Origin of the sequence: Bacillus sp. EKM202B (genome assembly GCF_011066025.1) — a bacterium.
GTDB classification, from domain to species: domain Bacteria; phylum Bacillota; class Bacilli; order Bacillales; family Bacillaceae_G; genus Bacillus_A; species Bacillus_A toyonensis.
The window spans coordinates 407,564-426,596 of the sequence record NZ_JAAMNK010000002.1 but is presented as its reverse complement, the minus strand read 5'-3'; the positions used below and the strand labels follow the sequence as shown (position 1 = coordinate 426,596).

Annotated in this window: 17 protein-coding genes and 2 pseudogenes; 15 read left to right on the top strand and 4 right to left on the bottom strand. The window is 35.6% G+C overall.

All coding sequences use genetic code 11. The features are described 5' to 3' along the window. The first annotated feature begins 282 nt into the window (after positions 1-282). The 4 genes and pseudogenes from G9F74_RS05495 to G9F74_RS05480 all read left to right on the top strand — a co-directional run bounded on the left by G9F74_RS05495 (position 283) and on the right by G9F74_RS05480 (position 3,742). Positions 283-936, top strand: coding sequence for a DUF975 family protein (locus G9F74_RS05495; RefSeq protein WP_000625392.1), 654 nt, complete (start codon positions 283-285; stop codon positions 934-936). Between the two features lie 351 nt (positions 937-1,287). Next, positions 1,288-1,731, top strand: a complete 444-nt coding sequence (locus G9F74_RS05490) for a hypothetical protein (protein ID WP_002038107.1) — start codon at positions 1,288-1,290, stop codon at positions 1,729-1,731. Between the two features lie 202 nt (positions 1,732-1,933). Beyond that, positions 1,934-2,113, top strand: a pseudogene (locus G9F74_RS05485) (LPXTG cell wall anchor domain-containing protein); the annotation flags it as partial. Between the two features lie 681 nt (positions 2,114-2,794). Beyond that, on the top strand, positions 2,795-3,742 hold the full coding sequence (locus G9F74_RS05480) for a hypothetical protein (RefSeq protein WP_001228812.1): 948 nt from the start codon (positions 2,795-2,797) through the stop codon (positions 3,740-3,742). A gap of 111 nt (positions 3,743-3,853) precedes the next feature. Here G9F74_RS05480 and G9F74_RS05475 read toward each other — a convergent pair whose 3' ends face one another. Beyond that, the gene (locus G9F74_RS05475; RefSeq protein WP_000687253.1) at positions 3,854-4,489 is read right to left on the bottom strand and encodes a pentapeptide repeat-containing protein; all 636 of its coding nucleotides are present in this window, start codon (positions 4,487-4,489) and stop codon (positions 3,854-3,856) included. A gap of 176 nt (positions 4,490-4,665) precedes the next feature. Continuing rightward, positions 4,666-5,097 carry a CatA-like O-acetyltransferase gene (locus G9F74_RS05470; RefSeq protein WP_000872488.1) on the bottom strand — a complete coding sequence of 144 codons (432 nt, stop codon included), beginning with the start codon at positions 5,095-5,097 and terminating at the stop codon, positions 4,666-4,668. A gap of 37 nt (positions 5,098-5,134) precedes the next feature. Here G9F74_RS05470 and G9F74_RS05465 point away from each other — a divergent pair. The 4 genes and pseudogenes from G9F74_RS05465 to G9F74_RS05450 form a co-directional block, all read left to right on the top strand. Then, positions 5,135-5,248: pseudogene (locus tag G9F74_RS05465) on the top strand (MerR family transcriptional regulator); the annotation flags it as partial. Positions 5,249-5,564: 316 nt separating this feature from the next. Then, complete coding sequence (locus G9F74_RS05460; RefSeq protein WP_000606832.1) at positions 5,565-5,861, top strand: hypothetical protein; 297 nt, start codon at positions 5,565-5,567, stop codon at positions 5,859-5,861. Positions 5,862-5,935: 74 nt separating this feature from the next. Next, positions 5,936-6,412, top strand: coding sequence for a PH domain-containing protein (locus G9F74_RS05455; protein WP_001182713.1), 477 nt, complete (start codon positions 5,936-5,938; stop codon positions 6,410-6,412). Continuing rightward, entirely contained in the window at positions 6,405-7,820 is a 1,416-nt protein-coding gene (locus G9F74_RS05450) for a PH domain-containing protein (protein ID WP_016107980.1), read from the top strand. Before G9F74_RS05455 ends, G9F74_RS05450 begins: the two co-directional genes overlap by 8 nt. 129 nt (positions 7,821-7,949) lie before the next feature. Here the strand turns inward: G9F74_RS05450 and hmoB are convergent, their stop codons facing one another. Further along, positions 7,950-8,453, bottom strand: a complete 504-nt coding sequence (gene hmoB / locus G9F74_RS05445) for a heme-degrading monooxygenase HmoB (protein WP_000644080.1) — start codon at positions 8,451-8,453, stop codon at positions 7,950-7,952. Between the two features lie 127 nt (positions 8,454-8,580). On the opposite strand from hmoB, the gene G9F74_RS05440 reads away from it, so the two are divergent. From G9F74_RS05440 to G9F74_RS05410, 7 genes are all read left to right on the top strand, one after another. Continuing rightward, complete coding sequence (locus G9F74_RS05440) at positions 8,581-10,698, top strand: transglycosylase domain-containing protein (protein WP_000756254.1); 2,118 nt, start codon at positions 8,581-8,583, stop codon at positions 10,696-10,698. A gap of 189 nt (positions 10,699-10,887) precedes the next feature. Next, entirely contained in the window at positions 10,888-11,934 is a 1,047-nt protein-coding gene (gene hemE, locus G9F74_RS05435; RefSeq protein WP_000252625.1) for a uroporphyrinogen decarboxylase, read from the top strand. A 14-nt stretch (positions 11,935-11,948) separates the two neighbouring features. After that, entirely contained in the window at positions 11,949-12,884 is a 936-nt protein-coding gene (gene hemH / locus G9F74_RS05430) for a ferrochelatase (protein WP_000726795.1), read from the top strand. A 19-nt stretch (positions 12,885-12,903) separates the two neighbouring features. Then, complete coding sequence (gene hemY, locus G9F74_RS05425; protein ID WP_001228062.1) at positions 12,904-14,331, top strand: protoporphyrinogen oxidase; 1,428 nt, start codon at positions 12,904-12,906, stop codon at positions 14,329-14,331. Positions 14,332-14,542: 211 nt separating this feature from the next. Then, entirely contained in the window at positions 14,543-16,909 is a 2,367-nt protein-coding gene (locus tag G9F74_RS05420; protein ID WP_033657321.1) for a DUF6359 domain-containing protein, read from the top strand. Between the two features lie 142 nt (positions 16,910-17,051). Beyond that, positions 17,052-17,354, top strand: coding sequence for a hypothetical protein (locus G9F74_RS05415; protein ID WP_000226525.1), 303 nt, complete (start codon positions 17,052-17,054; stop codon positions 17,352-17,354). A gap of 364 nt (positions 17,355-17,718) precedes the next feature. Next, positions 17,719-18,018, top strand: coding sequence for a hypothetical protein (locus tag G9F74_RS05410; RefSeq protein WP_001198066.1), 300 nt, complete (start codon positions 17,719-17,721; stop codon positions 18,016-18,018). Between the two features lie 47 nt (positions 18,019-18,065). Here the strand turns inward: G9F74_RS05410 and G9F74_RS05405 are convergent, their stop codons facing one another. Continuing rightward, the gene (locus G9F74_RS05405) at positions 18,066-18,911 is read right to left on the bottom strand and encodes a hypothetical protein (protein WP_000984181.1); all 846 of its coding nucleotides are present in this window, start codon (positions 18,909-18,911) and stop codon (positions 18,066-18,068) included. Between the last annotated feature and the right edge of the window lie 122 nt (positions 18,912-19,033).

The following is a 19,033-nucleotide window of genomic DNA, read 5'->3' as shown; positions in this document are numbered from 1 at the left end:
TAATATGTCACCTATAGCTTATAGGAAACATGTTATCTAGGTGTTTTTTCTTTGTCTCACCAAATGGGGTCAGACCATATGATAGGCAGGCTTTTTTTATAGAGAAATGAGTAGTTTGCAATTGAACTAAGTTTTCTTTAGTCCAATCCATATATGAGGACTACAGCGCACATAAATGAATATGTATCAGGAAAAAGGAAGTATACTTCTATTTCAGGGAAATTCGTGAAATATTTGATATAAATGGTATACTAATGTAGAAATAATATTAGGAGGCTATGTATGATAAGTCAGTTGAAAAGAGAAGCACTTGATGCATTAAAAGGAAAATGGGGATTAGCAGTAGGAGCAACCTTATTAATTGGAATTCTTATTGGAGCTGTGGAATTTCTAACCACAGGTATTTTCTCAATGTTTTGGGGTTGGGAAGAAGCAAGTGATTCGCTTACAGTAACTATTATTGCAATGCTTATTATCGGTCCGTTAACAACGGGTGCTTATTACCTAGTTTTAAATGTAATTCGTGGAACTAATGCTAGTATTGGTCATGTATTTAGATGGTTTAGCGATGGAAGTAAGTTTATGAAAGCATTTTTAACATATTTACTAATGTATGTATACGTAATTCTATGGACATTACTTCTTATTATTCCGGGTATTATTAAATCATTTTCTTATTCTATGACGTATTTTATTTTGAATGATCATCCAGAATATACAGCGAATCAAGCAATTACTGAAAGTCGCCGTATGATGAACGGACATAAAATGGATTACTTTTTACTATGCTTAAGTTTCCTTGGCTGGTTCATTTTAAGTATTCTTACTATTGGAATCGGTTTCTTATGGTTAGCACCTTACTTCTATTCGACATCGGCAGCGTTTTATGAAGAGATTTCAAAAGAATATTACAAAAAAGAAGGTACTACTTTCTAATAAAGTGAAACTTTAATCAGTGGGGGGTTCTTCATCCCCACTGATTATTAGTTGAACTAATCGGGCGTTTACGGGCAGTTGATTCCTCACCTAACTTCTTTGCTTTCGCTAAATTTTGAGGTGGGGGTCTTACTGCCCGCAAATAGCGGGATAAAACATCTAAACTGAATATAGGGAGCAGATGGTTTAGATGTTTTGATATGTGTTCTGTTTTGGGATTCACTTCAGGATAAGGTATAGGTTTTTATATAGAAATTCTTCCCTCTATGATTTATCATAGAGGGTTATTTTTTTATGTGAAAATGATAGAAAATAGTGAATAATATATATGAAAGGAAAAAAGTGAGGTGAATGAGAGTGAGCAAATTTTTAATTCCGTATTCATTTTCTATATTAAGTTTCTTTATTTCAGCAACGGCACTTGATTTATATGATAGGATGGGAAAAAATAATGAGATGATTTCGCCGAACATACTTGGAAAGATAATTCAATCTATTTCGCAAATGGGAGTCCTTACATTGTATTTCGGAGTACCTATTATTTTAGGTGGATGTCTTCTTGGTGAGATATTGTTTAGAGGTATCATTTTACGATTTAAATTGAGCTATATTATATCTGTATTATTATATTTACTCTTAGCTTTTAGTATTGTTTTCATAACGGTAGGGATTCCAAATACATATGAAGATTCCAATATTTTTTTCATGGGGATAACTATGATTTGTGCTGTTACATTCTTTGTGGGTCGGGATATATGGGAGAAAAAACAAGTTAGTAATGGAGTGGGAACATGAAATACACTTGTCCGTGTTGTGGGTATAAGGTGAAACTTTAATCAGTGGGGATTTTGTTCATTCCCCACTGATTATTAGCCCTCACCAATCGGGCATTTATGGACAGTTGACCTCCCGCCTAACCCCTTTGTTCTAGCTGAATTTTGAGGTGGGAGTTTTACTGGCCGGCAAATAGCGGGGTAGAACAATAGAAGAAGAACCACCAGGTCCAGAAAAACCGGAAACAACAGATCCAGAGAAGCCTGGAACACCAAATCCAGAAAAACCTGAAAAAGAATTACCGAAGACAGGACAGAAAATGCCTGTGGAACCATATATGGGAGCATTTCTTGTAATGATGAGTTTTGGATTACTCGTATTAGGTAGAAAACAGCAGAGATAATAAAAGTGAAAAGGTATCCTTCAAGTATTTGAGGATACCTTTTTTATTTTATTTGGCATAAAAAAAGCATCTAGCAAAAGTACTAGATGCAAATAAAAATACAAGGGAAGATAAATGTCCTCACGTTTTCATAGTGTTTTGTTGAAAAAAGGGCTATCTATGTAATTAATTTTAACGCGTAAGGAAAGAAGTTTCTTTCCTTACATGTTTGAAGGGGGATAGTCCAACGGTAGGTAGGGAAAATAATGTAAAAAAAACTATTGTATGTTTAAAAACGTTATGTTACATTTGTGTTACAAATAAGTTACAAAACGTAACTTTTGTTACGTTTTGTTTTCTTATGTTTTCGATAGATTACGAGTTGTAGTTCGTATTTCCAATCAACTGAGAATATTTAAAGTTGAAGAAATAACAAACTATAAACTAAAAATGGTTTTTCTATGTGTATGAGAGTGTGTAGTAAAGATTTTGAGTGGGAGCTTTATCCGCATTATTAAAATTCCTTTCGGTCTTAAAAGAAGAAGACTACCAACTATTTAGGAGTTTTAAGTAATGATAGTAAATGAAATGTACTTCCTTTCCCGCACACAATGTAGTACATATTTTACTGTTAGTCTAAGTACTACACAGACTTTTATACATATGATGTTATTGTTTTAGGAGTATATAGGGGGAGAGAAAATGAGAAAGTTATTAACGGTAATTGGACTTACATTTTTAATGTTGGCTGGATGTAGTAATGGGAACTTTGAAAAAGCAATGGATGAGGGAAAGACTGCACTAACGAATAAAGAATATAAAACAGCCTTATCGTCATTTGAACGAGCGCTAGATGAGAAAAAAGATGATTCAGATGTAAAAGTACTTGTAGAACAAACGAAAGCAATGATTGAAGCAGTGAAGTTAAAAGAGGAAACAAAGGTAGAAGAGTCAATCAAGTCATTTGAAAAAGTAGAGAGCGTGAAGAATGGAAGTAATACGCTGTTAAAACAAGCGAAGGAAGAACGAACAGCATTACTAGCCATCTTAGAACAAAAAAAGAAATATAGCGAGCAACTGACGAAAAGTGAAGAGTTCATAAGTAAGAAAAATTATGCAGAAGCGAAAGAGATATTAGATAAGCTAGTTTCCGAAACGAAAGGTAACAAGAACTTTGAAGAATATAATAAAAAAGCTGTAGGATTAGTTACTAAAATTGGTGAAGAGGAAAAAACTGCAAAGAGTGAAACAGCAGCACCGAAGGCACAAAAAACAGATGCAGGAACGAGTCAAAAAGTGGAGCCTGAAAAGAATCAAAAGGTAGCAACAGAAAAGAACCAAAAAGTAGAGGCAGAAAAGAATCAAAAGGTAGCAACAGAAAAGAACCAAAAAACAGATCCAGAGAAGAATCAAGAGGTAGAGACAGGAAAGAATCAAGATGCATTTACTTTTGAGAAAGCTAAAGAATATATTAAAAATGAATATAAAGAAGAATATGATTACACGTTAGAGAATACGCAAGTAGAAAATGGAAAGAAATATTATCAAATAAGAGTGCGTACGACATATAAAATAGAAGGTGCAGCTGGATCAGGATTTACTGGTGTATTCAAAGTATTCGAAGATGGTACAATTGTTGAAGTGCACTAGATTGATGAAAAGAATATGATACAAAACAGTAATCTGTCAAAAATAGAGATAATAAAAAGGTATCCTTCAAGTACGAGGATACCTTTTTACATTTTAAATCGTTCTTTATGACTAATCTTTAATTATTAATCCGAGTAATGTTGCAAACTGAATAGCTTGATATGATGATACTTTACATCCTCTTAGATTGTTCACTGAAACGGTAAGTGTATCAAAATTAGAAGAACTAATATCTATTCCCTTCAGTGATGTTTGATCAAAATTTGCTTCGTCAAGGCTACATGAATTGAATTCAACTTTTTTTAGTTTACAGTCAAAAAAATCTGCATTATTTAATGAAGTTGCATTAAATATGATCTTTTCTAGTTTAGAATTTCCAAGTGAAGCTAAATTCAAAATTGAATTTTCAAATGTAACATTTCCTAAGCTAGATTCTGTAAAATTAACGCCAATTAATTTACTGTTTTTAAATTCGACTCTGTGAACAGAAGAGTTGCTTAAATTAACATTTGATAAATCGCAGTTCTCAAAACAAACATCTGTAATATCAATACTGCTAAAGTCTGTATTGGTAAACTTACAATTTTTTATCACTGCATTATATAAACGCACTCTATCTACAGATTCATTTTCAAAAGTGGAATCGATGATTTCACACATTTCTAATGTTGAATCTTCTTCATAAAAAATATCGTGAAAATTCTTTAAAGATAACTCTGGCGAAATTTTTGGTCTATCAATTTTCATATTATATCCTTCTTTCATTGAATTAGTTAGCTAGAAAAAATGGTATGTTCTATACATAGTTAGTACGCAGCGAGCAAGCGCCGTGTTGAAATTTCATCTCTTATTTTAAATGATTTTTTATGACTATACTTCGATTAACTTTAGCAATAAAAGCATACTCATGTATTCTCTAAAAATTAACGGTTCATTTCACGTTGTAGTATTTCAAAAAACAACGATACATGATAGCCATCTACTGTTGCATGATGAACTTTAATATTCACTGGCATTAGCAACTGTGAACCAACTTTTTCGTACTTTCCACTAGTAATCATTGGTGTTACATTATTTTTGATAGCTCCTTGATGAGATGAAAAATGTTCAAAATGCATCCAAGGAATGGATGAAAGATTCACCACGTTGGGCGGAACAACTCCCATTGGTGCGATATCTGTTGTGTTTGCATAGTTTTTTATAAGCCTTTTGTACTCACGATCAACTGATCTATAATCTGTTAATTCTTCCAACCATAAACTATAAAATAGCCCTGTTTCTTGATTAAAGTTCGTAAATGTCGGCACTAATTCTTGCCATTCTACTAATTGCTTATTTATGTGGGCATACTTCAAATTCGGAATCTTGTTAACCGATTTAGTTACATTAAAAATAGAGAAAAATAATGTAACAATTAAAAATTGCATTGAAGTGGAATTATTAGATGAGTTTTTTAGTACGGATTCTTACAGTTGCCAAATGCAATTGCTTATAGAGAATGAATGAAAACGAACTTTAGAGTATACTCAGAAATAATATAAACTAGAAAATGAAGCTGGATTATGTAAGTACAATTGTTGAAAAGGTATCCTCACATACTTTGAGGATGCTTTTTTAGTATAAAAAAAGGCATCTAGCAAAAGTACTAGATGCAAATAAAAAACACAAGGGAAGACAAAATTCTTCCCTTTTCCCGTATGTAATTATATCAAAAAATTTATAAAAAACTAGCTTTATTTTTTATATAATTGATGTGTGAAGCCGTGAAAGGAAAAGATTACACTATTTTCGTAGTTTTTTGTTAAAAAAAGGAGCTGTATATATGATTAATTTTAAACCAGAAAATTTAAATCAATTATTAAAAGTGACGCTCATAAGTGCGAATAAGTCTTATGATGCGATTAAAGATTATGAGTTTACAAAAGAAGCAGTAGTATTCCGTATAGACTTCAAATATATTGGCGTTTCTCTTATGATTGTAGATATGCTAGGAAGATCGGCGGCGAGATTTAACATTTTGCCATTTGCTAAACCAGATACGAATGAGATAGATTACATCCAGTTTCAAGTGTATTCGATTAATGAAGGGAATTTTAAAGAAATGCTTGATACGATGTAAAAAACTATAATTTTACAAAAATGTATATACCAACTAATATATAAGTAATACATTCATATAATTGGAGTGATGAGATGCAGCCGTTAGAAAGGGAGATTCATTCTAATATGCTGAAAGTGTGGCGAATTCACGCTTTAATTGGGGCGGCAGTTATACTAGCAGTCGTAATTGCGTATTTCTTTTTTATGATTAACTTTAACTGGTGGGGTTGGCTGTTCGGATTGTTAGTAACAGGCGCTATTACATTTATCCCGCTTGATTATTTTGTATTTCCAAATTTACGTCAACGCTATTATAGTTACAGATTAAATGAAGAAGAGATTGAGATTCAAAAGGGAATGTTCGTTGTAAAACGTGTACTTATTCCGATGATCCGTGTGCAGCACGTAACGATTGAGCAAGGGCCGATTATGAGAAAGTATAATTTAGCAGAATTACACATTTCAACAGCAGCAACTTCTCATAGTATTCCAGGTTTAACGAAAGAAGAAGCAGAACAGCTGAAAAGACAAATTGGAGAACTTGCGAAAGTGAGTGATAAGGATGTATAAGAGGCAGCATCCGATCACGATATTATTGAGTATTCGAATTTCGGGTTTATTTCCTTTTATCCTTCTTGTAATATTTCGCTCTGATGAAAATGAGCCTTGGTATTTATTTTATTTTGTTTTGTTGTTTCTTTTATTCGTGATGGCTATTTTCTCCGCTGTGAAATGGTATTTCAAAGTGTACTGGATTGAGAATAATATTTTACATATAAAGCATGGTGTGTTTGTAAAGAAAGAAAGCTACTTAAATAAAGAACGTGTGCAAAATGTTAGTACATCTTCTAACATCATTTATCAAATACTTGGACTTACAAAATTAAATATAGAAGTTGCAGGCGGCGGTAGTGAGCCAGAAGTGATGTTAGCTGGTATTAAAGAAGATGAAGCGAAGGCACTAATTGCTTTATTGCATAAAGAAAGAAGCGTTGTGGCTGAAGAGGTGCCTGCGGAAGAAGGTAGTAAGACAGTTTATCAGTTAAAAGCGAAAGAAATTTTATTCGCATCTATTACATCTGGTAGATTTGGATTAGTGTTTTCTATGTTAGTAATCCTTTACACAGAGTTTAATCAATTTCTACCAGAATGGCTCATTAATAAAGTGGAAGCGTATGTGATGGATAACGGTGTATATGAATTAATCGTTATGGCAGCAATTTTAATGGCAATTTCTTGGGTTATTTCAACAGCAGGCTATGCGTTAAAATATGCAAACTTTAAAATTGAGCGAAACGGAAATGAAATTCGCATCGTACAAGGGTTATTTGATAAGAAAGAGTTTGTGTTAAAATTGCACCGTATTCAAGCAATTACTGTGAAAGAAGGCATTCTCCGTCAGCCTTTCGGTTATTGTTCTGTGGAAGTAGAAGTCATTCAAAGTATAGAATCCGCTGGGAATGAAGTGATGCTACATCCTTTTATGAAGAAAAAAGATGTGCAGCAGTTACTCGCATATTTACAGTTGCCGTATGAAATGGAAGAGGAAATCGTTTATTTACCGAAAGCGGCATTGCGCCGTTACATCATCATGGGCTGGATTACAACTGCTGTGCTCGCTGTGCCGATCGTTAGTGCGAGTATATATTTCAAACAATATATCGCGTTATTCACTCTTATCCCGCTATGTATCGGATTTACAATACTCGCATACGCTCGTTATACTAGCGGCGGTTATATGATGAGAGAAAATCAATTAACGATGGTGTACAGAGGTCTTGCGAAATATACAGGAATCATGCGTAGCAGGCATATTCAAGCGGTGGGGTACAATCAATCATATTTTCAAAAGAAAGACGAGTTATGTACAGCTGCCGTATCGGTAGCAGGGCATCGTTATAAAGTGAAGCACATGCGAAAAGAGGACACACTTCGTATATATAATTGGTACAAAGAAAAAGGAAACACCGGTGTGTAGTGGTGTTTCCTTTTTGTTATTAAATGGATATCTTTAGTCGAATCGTTGATATATTTCAAGATGTGATAGATATATTCGAAAAATCGTTGGTATAATTTCACGTACTGCTAGTGTTGTATTACTTTTTAATTAAACTAACACATCAAAAGTAGTCACAAAAGAAGGACGAGAGAAAATACTCTTTTGCTGTTCTGCATGTGGATGCGCCTGAGCCTGTGATTGTCCCTCTGCTTGTGCAGGACGTTTTTTATGAGCGTTTTCGAATGAACGTGATTCTGTCCAGTCTTTAAAGTTTTGCTCTGTTTCCCACATCGTTAAGATGACATATGTATCGTTACTTAATGGGCGTAGAACGCGGATCGCTTGAAATCCTGGTTCGTTTTCAATAAGGCCTGCACGGTTTTTAAAACGGTTTTCAAATACAGGGCGACCTTCGTCTGTGACAGAAATGTTGTTACAAACGATATAGCCAGGTTGTCCTTTAAATTCGCCAACAGCATCTAGTACGTCATATTGAAGAGATCCTTCTACAGATTCTTCTGTATTTTCTTTATAAAACATATCTTTTTCATTATTTTTTGCAGTGAAATGTGCTTGTTCTAGAGGTGTTTCGTATGAAATAATAGCCTTCATTTTAATGCCCCCTTACTTATTTGTTTCTATTATATCAACTCTCTTAAAAAACTTCGAAGATTATATACATAAAGATACTTCTTTTTCAAATAATAAATGTACCATCATTTGGAAAGAAGGCCGATGTATGAAGAAAGTAAAGTGGACTTTATTAGGTGGGTTAGCGACGCTTGTATTAGCGATTGTAATCTATAAACTTATTGTGTTAGCTGGTGGCTATATGATGGATGAAAAGCAGCTCGTTTTCCACTCTTCATCACGTATCGTTGACCAGAAAGGGAAAGAAATTACGAAATTATACGTAGAAAATAGAGACCTCGTACCAATCGAGCAAATTCCAAAATACGTGCAGCAGTCGTTTATTGCGGTGGAAGATTCTCGTTTTTATGAGCATCAAGGAATTGATTATCCGTCAATATTCCGTGCTCTTTATAAAGACACGTTAGCTGGAGAGAAGGTCGAAGGCGGTAGTACGATTACGCAGCAACTTGCTAAAAACGTCTTTTTAACTCGTGAAAAAACATTTACGCGTAAGTTGAAGGAAGTCGCAATCTCCCTTCAATTAGAGCAAAAATATACGAAGCAACAAATTCTTGAAATGTATATGAATCATATTTATTTTGGACATGGAGCTTACGGTATTCAAGCTGCAGCAAAGTTGTATTTTAATAAAAATGTAGAAGATTTAACAGTAGAAGAAGGGGCAATGCTTGCAGGTCTTCCGAAGTCGCCAAACGGATATTCACCGTATTTTTCTCCAGAGAAGAGTAAAGAACGCCGTGATCTCGTATTGTCACTTATGCATAGACAAGGTTATTTGACTGCTGAAGAAAGCGTTCGCTATCAAGGAAAGACAATTGCTCTATATAAAAACTTAGATGAGAATGAACTCGCATATATGCCGTATATTGATATGGTCATAGATGAAGCGGCTCGTTTATACGGATTGTCTCATCAAGAAGTACTTCGCGGAGGATATACGTTTGTCGTATCGATGGATGAAAAGATTCAAAAGGTGGCGTATAACCAGTTTCAAGATGCGCGCAATTTCCCTGGTAAAGAAAATGGGGCGCAAGGTGCATTTTTATTAATGGATAATCGTACGGGCGGGATTAAAGCTGCGATTGGCGGAAGAAAGTATGTCCCGAGAGGATTTAATCGTATTTTTGCAAAAAGGCAACCGGGCTCTGTTCTGAAACCACTTATCGTTTATGCACCAGCATTAGAAACGAAAAAGTATAATCCGTATTCGTTATTAACAAATGACAAAGCTTCTTTTGAAGGTTATGAACCTCGAAATTACAATCGTCAATATACGAAAGAAATGACGATGTATGATGCGATTTTAGATTCAGCAAACGTACCGGCAGTTTCTTTATTAAATGAGTTAGGGGTCGAAGAAGGAAAGCAATATTTAGAGAAAGGAAATGTTCATATTGCAGATACTGGGTTAAGTACAGCGCTTGGTGGGCTGAAAAACGGTGTTTCACCATTTGATCTTGTAAAAATGTATCGTGCATTTTTAGCAAACGGCAATATTATTGAGCCACATGTTATTGATAAAGTGTTAAATAGACACGGCGCAGTCATTGGAGAATCGCCAAAAGTAGAGACGAAAATCTTCTCGAAACAAACAGCATGGTATATGACGAAAATGTTAGAAGGAGTTGTAAAGGAAGGGACAGCCAAAGTAGGTGTCTATAACGGTGCGTTGGCTGGAAAAACGGGTACCACTTCAATTCCTAATGATGATAATGGAGCAAGGGATATGTGGTTTGTTGGATATACGCCGAATTTAGTGGGAGCAGTTTGGGTCGGCTATGATCACACGGATAAAGAGCACAAATTGCAAGGCGAAAGTGCAGCTGCAACGAAGTTATTTAAGAAAATTTTAACGAAGGCAAATGTAGAACAGAAAGAAAAGTTTATGCAGCCAGAAGGTGTAGAAACGATTGGTGCCCCAATTCGGTTGCGCAAGATTGAAGATGTAAAAATGAAACTATCATTTAGTCCTTTCGGTTTATTTAAAGCAAAATTAAGCTGGACACCACTTCCAGATGAAAGAATTATGTATCGAATTTATAGAGTGGAAAACGGAATTCATACGCATGTGAGTACTGTAACAGGTGTCGGAGAATATGAGGAAAAGTTTATTAACATATTCTCAAAACCGAGTTTTTACGTTGTGCCATTTAACACACAAACGAACCGTGAAGGAGAAAAGTCAAAAGTAGCTAAACCATAGATTTTCTCTGTGTTATAATAAGAATGTTGTGAAAATAGTAAGCGGTTTTACGAATGTTTGTGTCAATTTCATGAACAACGTACATAATGTTATGCAATTTGTTTTTACAAGCTGTATAGTAAAAAAAGATAAATATCGGAATAGAACGTATTTAAAGCAAAAGCATTGGTAGGGAAGGGAGCAAGGGTCTTGGTAAGAACTATAAATGAGACATTTTTAAAAGCATGTAGGGGGGAACGTACAGAGTATGTACCAGCATGGTATATGCGTCAAGCAGGTCGTTCGCAGCCGGAATATAGAAAGATAAAAGAAAAATATTCTTTATTTGAAATTACACACAATCCAGAGTTATGTGCTTACGTTACAAAGTTACCAGTTGATCAATATAACGTAGACGCAGCAATTCTTTATAAAGATATTATGTCACCACTACCTGCAATTGGTGTGGATGTAGAAATTAAATCTGGTATTGGACCAGTAATTGATAATCCAATCCGTTCTTTACAAGACGTAGAAAAACTAGGGGAAATCAATCCAGAAGATGACGTACCGTACATATTAGATACGATTCGTTTATTAACGACAGAAATGTTAGACGTACCGTTAATCGGTTTTTCAGGAGCTCCATTTACGCTAGCGAGCTATATGATTGAAGGCGGTCCCTCTCGTAACTACCATAATACGAAAGCGTTTATGTATGCAGAGCCGAAAGCTTGGTTCGCTTTAATGGATAAGCTTGCTGATATGGTTATTACATATTTAAAAGCGCAAATTAACGCAGGAGCAAAAGCAGTTCAAATTTTCGATTCATGGGTTGGAACAGTAAATGTAGTAGATTATCGCGTATTTATTAAACCAGCAATGGAACGTATTTTTGCAGAAGTTCGTACGATGGGTGTACCGATGATTATGCACGGCGTAGGAGCTGCACATTTAGTGAACGAATGGCATGATCTGCCTCTTGATGTAGTCGGTTTAGACTGGCGTTTACCGATTGAAGAAGCGCGTGCACGCGGCGTTTATAAGGCGGTACAAGGTAATATGGATCCTTCGTTCTTACTTGCACCATGGTCTGTTATTGAAGAACATGTAAAAGGTATTTTAGATCAAGGGATGAAGCAGCCGGGTTATATCTTTAACTTAGGTCACGGTGTATTCCCAGAAGTAAATCCAGATACATTAAAACGTTTAACTACATTTATTCATGAGTACTCTAAAGAACAGTTAGCGAAGTAAAGGAGATTGGCTGTATGAAAAAGAAAATTGGTTTGCTTGTAATGGCATACGGAACGCCATATAAAGAAGAAGATATTGAACGTTACTATACACATATTCGCAGAGGAAGAAAGCCAAGTCCTGAAATGCTAGAAGATTTAACAGAGCGTTACCGTGCAATTGGTGGTATTTCTCCTTTAGCTACTATTACATTAGAGCAAGCTAAAAAGTTAGAAATGCGTTTAAATGAAATACAAGATGAAGTAGAGTACCACATGTATCTTGGTTTAAAACATATTGAACCGTTTATTGAAGATGCGGTACAAGCTATGCATAACGATGAAATAGAGGATGCAATCGCACTTGTTCTTGCGCCTCACTATTCTACATTTAGTGTGAAATCATATGTTGGACGAGCGCAGGAAGAAGCTGAGAAACTTGGAAACTTAACAATTCATGGCATTGATAGCTGGTATAAAGAACCGAAGTTTATCCAGTATTGGGTCGATGCAGTGAAAGGTATATATAACGGTATGTCAGAAGCAGAACGTGAAAAAGCAGTATTAATCGTATCTGCTCACAGCTTACCAGAGAAAATTATCGCACTCGGCGATCCATATCCAGATCAATTAAATGAAACAGCTGATTATATTGCAAGGGGCGCTGAAGTAGCAAACTATGCAGTAGGATGGCAAAGTGCAGGAAACACGCCAGATCCTTGGATCGGTCCGGATGTACAAGATTTAACGAGAGAATTAAATGAAAAGTACGGTTATACTTCATTTGTTTATGCACCAGTTGGATTTGTTGCGGAACATTTAGAAGTTTTATATGATAATGACTTTGAGTGTAAAGTGGTGACTGATGAAATTGGCGCGAAATATTATCGTCCAGAAATGCCAAACGCATCGGATGCATTCATTGATTGCTTAACGGATGTTGTATTAAAGAAAAAAGAATCTGTATTGTAAGAAGAAAGGGGGAGCCTGCTTGAGGAAAAAAGTTGTGATCATCGGCGGTGGTATCACAGGATTAACAGCTATGTATCACTTACAAAAAGAGATTCGTGAGAAGGACTTGCCGATAGATACATTACTTGTAGAAGCGTCGGGTAAACTTGGCGGGAAAATTCAAACCGTTCGAAAAGATGGATTTACAATTGAACGCGGACCGGATTCTTTTTTAGCACGAAAAGAAAGTGCGTCTAGATTGGTGAGAGAATTAGGTCTTGGCGATGAACTTGTAAATAATAAGGCCGGTCAATCATTTATTCTCGTAAACAATCGGTTACATAAAATGCCGAGTGGATCAATGATGGGAATTCCAACGCAAATTACGCCGTTTCTATTTTCCGGGTTGTTCTCCCCAATTGGTAAATTAAGAGCTGGTTTTGATCTGTTAATGCCTAGATCAAAACCAGTATCTGACCAATCACTCGGGCAGTTTTTCAGACATCGCCTCGGAAACGAAGTGGTTGAAAACTTAATAGAACCATTACTATCGGGTATTTATGCAGGGGATATTGATGAAATGAGCTTAATGTCGACCTTCCCGCAAATGTATCAAATTGAGCAGAAACATCGTAGTATTTCACTCGGTATGCGTACGCTCGCTCCGAAAGAAGAGAAAGCTGAACCGAAAAAGGGAATCTTCCAAACGGTGAAAACAGGTTTAGAATCTATAGTAGAATCTCTCGAAGTGAAGATGCATGAAGGTACGATAATAAAGGGAACTCGCATTGAAAAAGTTGCAAAACTGGGGGATGGTTACACGATTACTCTTAGTAACGGAAAAGAAATAGAAGCGGACGCCATCGTAGTGGCAAGCTCACATAAAGTATTGCCTTCTATGTTTGCGCAGTATAAACAATTTCGTTTCTTCCGCAACATTCCGTCCACATCAGTTGCGAATGTAGCACTTGCTTTTCCGAAATCAGCCATTCAGCGCGATATTGATGGAACGGGATTTGTCGTATCACGAAATAGTGACTTCTCCATTACAGCATGTACGTGGACACATAAAAAATGGCCGCATACAACGCCAGAAGGTAAGGTACTTCTTCGCTGTTACGTTGGACGCCCTGGTGATGAAGCGATTGTAGAACAAACCGAAGAGGAACTCGTTCAGCTCGTACTAGAAGACTTACGAAAGACGATGGATATTATAGAGGACCCGGAGTTTGCAATCGTAAGCCGCTGGAAAGAAGCGATGCCTCAATATACAGTAGGTCATAACGAGCGAATGAAAAAGCTTACAACATTTATGGAGAAAGAATTGCCAGGTGTGTACTTAGCTGGAAGTTCTTACGCTGGTTCTGGTCTGCCAGATTGTATTGGGCAAGGTGAGTTGGTAGCGCAACGTGTGTTATCACATATTGAAAAAATAGTAGAATGTGAACGAGATGCTTTGAATGTATAAAAAACTACCACTTCCTAATGAAGTGGTAGTTTTTTATTGGAAAATAGAAGTTTGTACCTTACATATTCCATCTGTTTTTAGCATAAGTAATTTTTGTTTTAAACGTATAGCTGAGATTAATTTTTTGTAAAACTTGTCGAAATATAGTTCTATATAACGAATCATTTGTTATGATAGATATGCTGAGAAAATATGAAATAGGGAGAGGAAAATAGCTGTGAAGAAATTGTTAAGTGTCTTTTTATCATTATTACTATTACTATCATTTACTGGAACTTTAGCACAAGCAGAAGAAACTACTTCTATGTCGGTAGAAAAAGCAATTCAAGTATTCAAGCAGCAAGGGAAAACGAAGGGGATAGTGGAAGGATATATTGTCGGATATACGCAAAGTCCTTCTAAGTACACGAAGGATCCGGCTAAGTTTGACGACACAAATGTGGCAATTGCCGATTCACCAAACGAAACAAATCCAGATAAAATCATGCCTGTTCAGTTGCCAAAAGGCGATGTGAGATCGGCAGTGAATGTGAAAGATCATCCTGAAAATATTGGGAAGAAAGTTAGCTTAACAGGGACGCTTGAATTATATTTTAGTAGTCCGGGTTTAAAATCAGTAACAGCTCATAAGTTTCAAGGGGAAGAACAAAACCGTGTTAGCGATGTAGTGGCTTCACCTGGGGGCGGGGAAGTTGCGAAAGGAACAGCGGTAACATTAACAACGAATACAGAAGGAGCAACAATTTACTATACGTTAGATGGTTCTAATCCTACAAATAAAAGTGTTCGCTATAACGGACAAATTGTAGTGAATGAAAATAGTGTAGTGAAAGCAATCGCAGAGAAAGAAGGACTTACTTCTTCGGCGATTTCTACATTTTCATTTATTATTGTAAATAATGAACCAGTTCGTATTCATGATATTCAAGGGAAATCACATATTTCTCCTTACAAAGGGAAGAACGTATACAATGTGGAAGGCGTTGTAACAGCGCTTGATAAAAATGGTTTTTATATAGAAGACAATCAGCCGGATAATGATCCAGCTACTTCAGAAGGTATGTACGTATACAAAAAAGATGCAAATGTAGCAGTTGGAGACCTTATTCAAGTTGATGGAGAAGTAGAAGAATATGTTGGGCCTGGATATGCAGAAAGGTTTGAAACAGACTTAACAACGACGGAAATTAAGGCGAGTCGCGTTGCTGTAATCGCAAAAGATCAACCTTTACCAGCACCCATTGTACTCGGAGAAAACGGTGTGAAAATTCCTGATCAAATTATCGATAATGATGCATTCGGTTTATTTGATCCAAATGAAGATGCAATCGACTTTTATGAAAGTATAGAAGGTATGCGCGTTACGATGCCAACACCAAAAATTATTGCACCTCAGAAAAACGGAAATTTATATGTAACAGTAAAAAATAGCGGGGATAAAGTAGTAACGAAATATGGTACACCTCTTTTAGATGAAAATCAATTAAACCCAGAGCGTCTTTCTGTAAAAGTACCTCGTGATTATGTAGCAAAAGTAGGAGATACTTTCACAGGAGATATAACAGGGGTAGTAGGATATGATTACGGTTCGTTCCGTATTTCGCCAGTGACGGAATTACCATCTGTAGTGGACGGTGGGTTTAAGCGAGTAGGGGCAAATATTCAGCCACGTCTTGATAAATTAACAGTTGCTACATATAACATTGAAAACTTCTCAGCAAATAAAAAAGAAACGACGGACGAAAAAGTAAAAGAGTTAGCGTATTCTATTAAATACAATTTAAAAATGCCAGATATTATCGGTGTAGAGGAAATGCAAGATAATAATGGATCAATTAATGATGGGACAACAGATGCTTCATTAAGCGCAAAACGTATCATTGATGCAGTTCTAGAAATTCGCGGACCGAAGTATGAGTATGTAGAAATTGCGCCAAGCAACAATCAAGACGGGGGAGCGCCTGGAGCTAACATTCGCGTCGGTTTCTTCTATAACCCATCACGTGTGAAATTAGCAACAGTACCGAAGTTACTTGATAAAAATGTAGTTCGTATTGGAGACGAAAATGCATTATTTGATAGTACACGAAAACCGTTAGCAGCAGAATTTACATTCCAAGGACAAAACGTTGTTGTCGTTGCAAATCACTTAAACTCAAAACTAGGAGATGCAACGCCATTTGGAAAAGTGCAGCCGCTCGTATTAAAGAGTGAAGAAAAACGAATTCAATTAGCGCAAGAAGTAAATTATTTCGTACAAGGTATTCAGAAAAAGAATGCAAATGCACCTGTTGTTGTATTAGGTGATATGAACGATTTTGAGTTCTCGAAACCACTAAAAGCATTAGAGGGAACAATCTTAAAAGATATGCTAAACACTGTGCCGAAAGAGAATCGTTACACGTACATTCATGAAGGGAATGCACAAGTGTTAGATCATATTTTAGTAACGAACAACATCGCACCGCACACAGTTGTAGACCCAGTACACTTAAACTCAAACATTATGAAAGAGCATGGACGTGTAAGCGACCACGACCCAGTACTTGCTCAAATTGATTTGAAGAAAGCTTCTTAAAGTGAGAGAACGCTTAGGTAACTAAGCGTTCTTTTTTTGTTTTTGCATCGTCATTTAATTACAAAGAGGAGATTCCTTTTTTTGTAATCTGACGATATGATTAATAGAATATTCTGTTTTGTAGAAAGGGAGGTGTAGATATATGGTAGCCCAACTAAATGGGAAATTAATGAATCAACTAGCGATTTTTTTGAGTGTTTTTATATTGATTCAGTTTGTAGCTGATGTAACAGGTCTTACGCAATCACTAGGTATTCATTATTTAGGTACAATAAGACAGAGCATCACTTATACAGCATTTGGTTTAGCTGTGATTTTTACTATATTGGGTATGAAAAAGGAATTAAGTAAATATGCAATTATTTCTTTATGTTCGGCGATAGGAATACAAATAATTTATATAGTTGTTATTGTGGTTTTATGGATGTTGGCAGGGATACCGTAAAGTATTGTTCGTTTTTTTATAGAAAAACCTATTATTATGAAGTGCACCTCCAATTGTTAGACACGGTCTAACAATTGGAGGTGCACTTTTATTCCGATTATTAGTCTTCACCAATCGGGCTTTTACGAGCAGTTGATTTCCCACCTGACTCCTTGTATTCACTGAATTTTGAGGTGGGCATCTAGCTATTTAGAGCTTGATTTCTGTGGGGAATTTTAGGGTTTCTTAAGCAAACCGTAGCGGTGGTCATTTTATTTGGAAAATAGAGTGTAACTAATTGCAAAAGATTATATATAGAAACTCTTTTTTGTAAAATTCATGGTAAAATTAATTGAATATTCAGGTTTATAAAAGGGGGGCAACGATGCAGGTACAATTAAATGGAAAATTAATGAATCAAATCGCAATCTTTTTTAGTAGTATTGCCATGCTTCAGTTTATAGCTGAGGTAACAGGATTTACGCAAAATTTAGATATTACGTATAACTTAATAAATACAACAACGTCATATATAACATTTAGCTTGGCAGTGATTTTTACTTTAATAGGTGCAAGAAGAGAATTGAGTAAATATGCAATTATTTTATTATGTTTAGTAGTAGCTATTAAATCGATTTATTTTGTAGCTATTGTTATTTTATGGGGATTGGCTGGTACGCCGTAAATGAATAAAAAACCTAATTTCCAAGAAGACATGAGGAAATTAGGTTTTTATGCTTGAAACGCTTTTCTACACCGATCCCTTCTTTGCAATCTTCTTTTGTACCTTTTTCTATCACGCTGTACGCCTTTTATATACATGCATAGGCTGAAGAAGAAGAAGAAGGCACATTGTATCGTTAATATATACGATGACATGCCCTGTAACGGTTGCTTTGGATCATATAAATGAATAGGTGCTCCGCCTATTGTAGGGAATATTGTATTGAGCAGGACGTAAGGAATGGAGGTAACTGCAAATGGAAACAGAATCGCCATATAGTCCTTTTGTGACCATGCAGATGCAGCAAGTCCTAAAAGAGCCATTAACCCTGCAAATAAAAAATTAATTCCGATATATACAATAATATAAGTGATGGGGGAGCCGTAATATAAGTTTGCGAACATCCCGTTGTCATTTATAATACCTGAACCCGCTGCGGGTGCTCCGTTTGGAATGGTTAATTTGCAAAATAATAATGATAAGATAAATGGAAACGTATAAAGAAGTCCTCCGCAAAAAAATGTAACGATATATTTCGTTACTGAATAAGGAAGTAACGAAATTTCTTTACTTATAAATGTCTTAAAACCATCTGATTTATCTGAGTTGTAACTTGTACTAAAGGGAAGACTTGCAATAACTGGCATTAATAATAAATAAACATCCATTTCATTGTCGCGAAATCCAATCCATTTAAAAGCCGTTGTTACAAACGCATCCGTTCCGTCTCCAATATAACGAATTACATAATAATAATGATAGATAGAGATAAGAGCTAATCCACTAAACATAATAATTAAAGAAACACGATTACAAAAAGCTTGCTTTATACTTAAACGAAGCGCACGCATCATGACTGAAAAAGCCTCCACTATTTTGATAAACTTGTCTATTTTCTATATTACTATTAATTGTAAAGATTTTCTTGTTTTTTTATTTGATTATTTGAAAAAGAGGAATTTTGTTGTTGTTAAGT